This is a genomic window from Candidatus Jordarchaeum sp., from assembly GCF_052745115.1.
This window is the reverse complement of record NZ_JBRAKS010000282.1, coordinates 1-5,159: the sequence shown is the minus strand read 5'-3', so window position 1 is coordinate 5,159 and position 5,159 is coordinate 1. Positions and strand designations below refer to the sequence as shown.

Here is a 5,159-nt window from a genome sequence, read left to right as displayed (position 1 = left end):
GGCTAAACAAGACGCAGCCCCCATGAGGGTGCCAACATAGACGCCGTTCCCTGCGGGAAGGGAGTGCTAACTGGGTGGTGGCACACCCATTGCTTCGAAGGCGCAGAAAGCCAGAGGCAAGAATCCCCCGACTTCTAGTCGCGGGGAGTGTCAATATTGTTTCTCCTAGAAATGTGAAAATAAGTGAAGCGGTTATCGGTACTATTTTAATGGTTCTAAGAGTTCTTCGACGCTCAGATTTGCTTGTCTCAGAATGGGTTTGAGGTGCTTTTTGCTAGTTCTAGGTGATCCGGAACAACAACGATTAGAGTCCTATCATTCTTTTTCTTTAATCTTACGTGACTTCCCTTTCTCCCAACCACTTCAAAACCAATCTTGGTTAGAGTCTTTATTATTTTGCGTCCAGAAACTGCTGGAAGTTTCATCGTATTCAATCTACATCTACTTCAACGATAGTAACTAGAGGCCTTGTGTCCATTTTTGGAATCTTAGCATCTTCATCCTCTAAGTAAAGGCTTATGGCTTCCTTCAGATTTCTAATAGCTTCCTCTATACTCCCCCCTTGGCTAGCTATGTCGAGCTCAGGGCAAGGGGCGACGTAGAACTTTTCCTCCTTAGTAATTACCGCTGAAAACTGCAACTTAATCACTTTTAGCAAAATCAAAAAACTCAACCCTAAAAACCTTTCTATTCTGGGATCCGGCGATGTAGTTTCGTTCGATTCTGCCTCAAAAAGGAGCTTTTATAGAGCTTATTTTCCAATTTAGAACCCAAAAATAAGGGGTAGAATCGGGCGAATCTACATTACCCTGGGATCCCATAATTTTACTTTTTCCATCTGTTGTCAGTGTCACGGTTGTTCTGAATCGTTACTATTTAGTGTTTGTAGAACCCTATTTTGGTTTTGTGTCCTAGCTCTCCTTTTTTTATTTTTTTTCTGAGGAGTGGATTCGGCTCCAGTATGTAGTTTAAATTGTCAATTTTTCCAAACCTCTTTTTTAACTGTTCGAGTCCCTCTACCACTTTGTCTATGCCTATTTGGTCAGCGAGCTCCAGCAAGCCTACGGGCATCAGATAGCCTATTTTCACCGCCTTATCAACTTCCTCTACTGTTGCTACTTCATCGTTTACGATTTGCGCCATTCTGTTCATTCCCACGAGCAGAGACCAGTTAGGATCGTATCTGTCAGCTATCTCCTCGTTCCACGACTCGGGCTGTCTCCAAACCTTATCGGGATACTCATAGAAACCTTTTCCAGTGTCCACACCGTTGTGCCCGGCTTTCACCAATTCCTCCCATACTGGTGGGATCTTAAACTCTGGCTCTCTCTGAGCTATGAACTTCTGGACACTGTAAGTTGTTTTTAATCCTAGGAAATCGCTTAGGCCGAATGTGCCCATTGGTTGTCCAAGCTTGTAATGGAAGGCGCAATCAATCTCGGCAGGTGTGAACTCGCCTGCGCTTACAAGCCAGCTTACAAAATTCAGCATCATGGTTACCGTTCTATTGGCTAGAAATCCTGGAACATCCTTCCTACACACCACGGGATCCCTATCTATCCTCTTCATGAGTTCTAATGTGAGGTTCACCGTTTCGTCGCTGGTTTTGGCTCCGTATACTACCTCCACCAGCTTAATTCTTTGAGGTGGATTAAAAAAGTGTGTACCCACAATCTTGTCCGGTCTCTCGGCTCCCTTCTGAATATCTGTTATGGGAAGGGCGCTGGTATTGGTGGAGATTATAACATTTCCTGGGACAAGTTTCTCCACCTCTCTGAAAACTTTCTGTTTGAGTTCGAGCTGCTCAGGAATCGTTTCAATAACATATTGGGTGTCTTTAAGTGAATCTTTCAGATCTGTGAAAAGCTTTATTCTCTCCATTGTGGAATCAATCATGTCTGATGAAATTTTTCCCTTCTCAGCAAATCTTGTTAGAATATATCTTATTCTGTTTAGGGTTTTTTCGAGTATCTCCATATTTAGATCTCTCAGATTAACCTGGTATCCCGCCATTGCAATAACTTGTGCTATTCCCAGACCCATGTGCCCTGCTCCGAGGACCGTAACGGTTTTAATGTCATTTATCTTCATTTGAATCACAAACCAACATTATAGTCAATATGGTCAATAATTTACAGAATCAAGGATATATATCTTAATACTCACTTTCTTTACCTTTAATTCATTTTTTTATATTTGTAAGTTTAGCAAGCCGTTGGATGAAGTATGTCTTCACCGAATAGTTTGGGAACCTCTGAATCCGTGCAAGAGAAAATAGCAGTGATTAGAGACGAAAAAAGTACAAAATATTCAAGAAGGATGTGAGAAGAAAGCTAATGCAAGAGATAATTCAAAACTATGAAATGATATTCTAGACCAGACACAATTCATATAGTTTTGCGGCACGGAGTTATTCTTGAAAAATGTTTTTTAAAAAAAGAAAATAATTTGGTGGAATTTTTAGTTTTAATGGTTAACTTGTGAAGAACTTTTTTGTATTTATTGTGGATAAAACTTTTCTCCAGCTTCGGCTTTCTTTCTGAGTAGTGGGTGTGGTTCAAGAAGGGCGTGTAGACCATCTATTTTGCCGTATTTCTTATCTAGTTCTTCGAGTCTTTTTACAACGTTGTCTAGTCCTTGACTGTCGGCTAATTGGAGCATTCCGAAGGGCATGTTGAATCCTAGTTGAACGGCTTTGTCTACATCCTCTACACTGGCAACACCGTCAGCTACTATTTGGACGGCTCTGTTGATAGCAACCATGGCTGAATTCATGGGATCAAATTTTTCCGCTTTATCCTGGCTCCACTCGGGGGGAACCCGCCATGTTTTTTCCGGATACTCATAGAATCCCTTACCTGTTTTTACGCCGAGCTCCTTCTTCTTCATTTTCTCCTCTAATATTGGAGCTACTTTGTATGGGGGTTCTTTTTCCTCAAAGAATTTCTGCACGTGATAACCCACATCGATGCCCACGAAGTCCATTAGGCCGAAATTCGCCATTGGATTGCCTAGTTTAAAGTGGGAGGCTGAATCTATCTCGGCGGCTGTAAAAATACCCTCACTCACAAGCCAGGCTAAAAAGTTACCCGGTGGATTCATAACTCGGTTCGCCAGAAATCCTGGAATATCCTTCAAACAGTAAACCGGTTCTTTTCCAATTTTTAATGCTAGATTGTATGTGACTTCCGCTGTTTCCTTGCTGGTTTTATCTCCATATATGACCTCAACCAGTCTCATTATCTGCGGTGGGTTGAAGAAGTGCATTCCCACAACCTTTTCCGGCCTCTTGGTGGCCTTAGCCATTCCTGTTACTGGAAGAGCACTGGTATTGGTTGCAAGTATGGCGTGCTTGGGAGCCACCGCGTCTACTTCTTTGAAGGTGTCCTGCTTGAGCTTTAGTATTTCCGGGATGGCCTCTATCACAAAGTCACAGTTCTTTACCGACTCCTTCAAATCCAGAGTTGTGGTTATCCTTCCCATGGCAGCATTTACCAAATCCGCAGGTATTTTACCCTTTGATGCGAGTTTATCAAGACTCCACTTAATCTTACCCACACCAGAATCAACAAATTCCTGCTTAATATCTCTTATAACCACATTATAACCAGAAACAGCGCAGAGCTGGGCTATTCCGTGACCCATAGCCCCTGCTCCAAGAACCGTTATGTTCTTGATATCTTCCAACTTCATTTCTCCATCACCAATTTTTATTCCATATTAAACATGCACGAATTGAAGGAATCCCACATATATAAGTTTCGGAAACAACTGACATGAAAAAATAATTTCTACGTTTAAAGTAGTTTAAGGCTATCCTTTAAACATAAATTTCATCGAAATTAGATTAATTCATGTTTGTAGATTCCACAACAAAATTCAAAAACGTTTAGAAGAGTTTACAAAACCCACGCTTTCCCACACAAATACCGGACAAACACTGAGACAACAAGCTCAACAACAGGCAACCGCAAACAATTGGTACAGTTAAAATACCCTAAACTAATAGAAGTGTCAAGAAAAACCATTAGACCTCTCTGTACAAACTAGGTACATCAACACTCCCCTAAACTAAAAATAGATGTAAAAAATAAGTACAATCCTGAAACACTATTTTTTTAAAAAAAGGGAAAAGGGAGATTGTAGCTCTGAAACATTGGTGATTCCACCAGAAACTCTTTGACTTGATTCTCTTAAAGCAGCCTTATTATTAAGGAGCGGCGGGCCCAATACTAAAAATGATATGCCATGACATGTAACTATTCAGCCACCAGTTGGGATTGAATAGTTTAAGCAAAGCAGCCCCCCAACTCATAGGTGGACCAGCCATCGAAACCAGCGTTGAACTAATCATGTAATTGAAGATGCCTTGGGGAGGCGGATCGTAAAGTGACATTCCCGCATAACTATTAAAGATTGTTTGGATGCCGCCAGCTATAGCCAATAAACCAAAAAATATCACTGTTAAAACCACTATTACCGTTAAGAGCACTATATACAACTCATTTTTTTCTAGCTTACCTGCCATTTTATACACATCTCCTCGACAGACACATGTCAACTAAGGCTATAATAACTACATTAACAACCACATAAGGTAAATATTTAGCCACCAGTTAGGATTGATCGTGTTAAGTAAAGCTGCTGCCAAGCTTAAAGGTGGACCTACCATCGATGTTAAGAGCTTGGACACAAACATGTAATTGAAGATGCCTCGGGAGGTGAACCTGCAAACCCAACCAAATCTATTCCTGAAACGGCCATTTGCAATTGAATTGTCCCTGCGGCTACCATTAGCATAGTGAATACCACTGTACCTACTATTATTATGAGTGAAATCACTACTAGCAATTGAACTCTTTCCATTGTTTTCCCTCACTTTTTATCTTTAAAATGGAATTGAGAGTCTACCATTTTTACTATTTTTTTACAATTATAATTTTAATTAAACAAATATATAAACTAATTTGTTATATTTCAGTCCCCATAGCCTTAAGCCTGGAGTGAGAACAGGTAAATTAATTTTCAAATAGAATTCATGAATATAAAGAAATAATTACACGCTATTTATGATATATTAAGTTACTAGACATACTATGTGACTACCGTTGTCCGAAACTTACCCATCTAGGACACTTCCAGACGATAGATTCGCAGAA

General features: G+C 40.4%; 6 protein-coding genes. 1 reads left to right on the top strand and 5 read right to left on the bottom strand.

The annotated features are described in order from the left end of the window. The first annotated feature begins 89 nt into the window (after window positions 1–89). The gene (locus ACUVXA_RS16005; RefSeq protein ID WP_445872285.1) at window positions 90–263 is read left to right on the top strand and encodes a hypothetical protein; all 174 of its coding nucleotides are present in this window, start codon (window positions 90–92) and stop codon (window positions 261–263) included. Here the strand turns inward: ACUVXA_RS16005 and ACUVXA_RS16000 are convergent. The 5 genes from ACUVXA_RS16000 to ACUVXA_RS15980 form a co-directional block, all read right to left on the bottom strand. After that, window positions 249–425: a type II toxin-antitoxin system HicA family toxin gene (locus ACUVXA_RS16000; RefSeq protein ID WP_445872286.1), complete on the bottom strand. Its 177-nt coding sequence runs from the start codon at window positions 423–425 to the stop codon at window positions 249–251. The two genes, ACUVXA_RS16005 and ACUVXA_RS16000, sit on opposite strands and share 15 nt — an antisense overlap. 5 nt (window positions 426–430) lie before the next feature. Then, window positions 431–664: a type II toxin-antitoxin system HicB family antitoxin gene (locus ACUVXA_RS15995; RefSeq protein WP_445872284.1), complete on the bottom strand. Its 234-nt coding sequence runs from the start codon at window positions 662–664 to the stop codon at window positions 431–433. A gap of 212 nt (window positions 665–876) precedes the next feature. Beyond that, a complete protein-coding gene (locus ACUVXA_RS15990; protein ID WP_445872283.1) occupies window positions 877–2,091 on the bottom strand; it encodes a 3-hydroxyacyl-CoA dehydrogenase in 1,215 nt (404 codons plus the stop codon). Window positions 2,092–2,499: 408 nt separating this feature from the next. Beyond that, window positions 2,500–3,693, bottom strand: coding sequence for a 3-hydroxyacyl-CoA dehydrogenase NAD-binding domain-containing protein (locus ACUVXA_RS15985; RefSeq protein WP_445872282.1), 1,194 nt, complete (start codon window positions 3,691–3,693; stop codon window positions 2,500–2,502). A gap of 517 nt (window positions 3,694–4,210) precedes the next feature. Then, complete coding sequence (locus ACUVXA_RS15980; RefSeq protein WP_445872281.1) at window positions 4,211–4,528, bottom strand: hypothetical protein; 318 nt, start codon at window positions 4,526–4,528, stop codon at window positions 4,211–4,213. Window positions 4,529–5,159 lie beyond the last annotated feature (631 nt).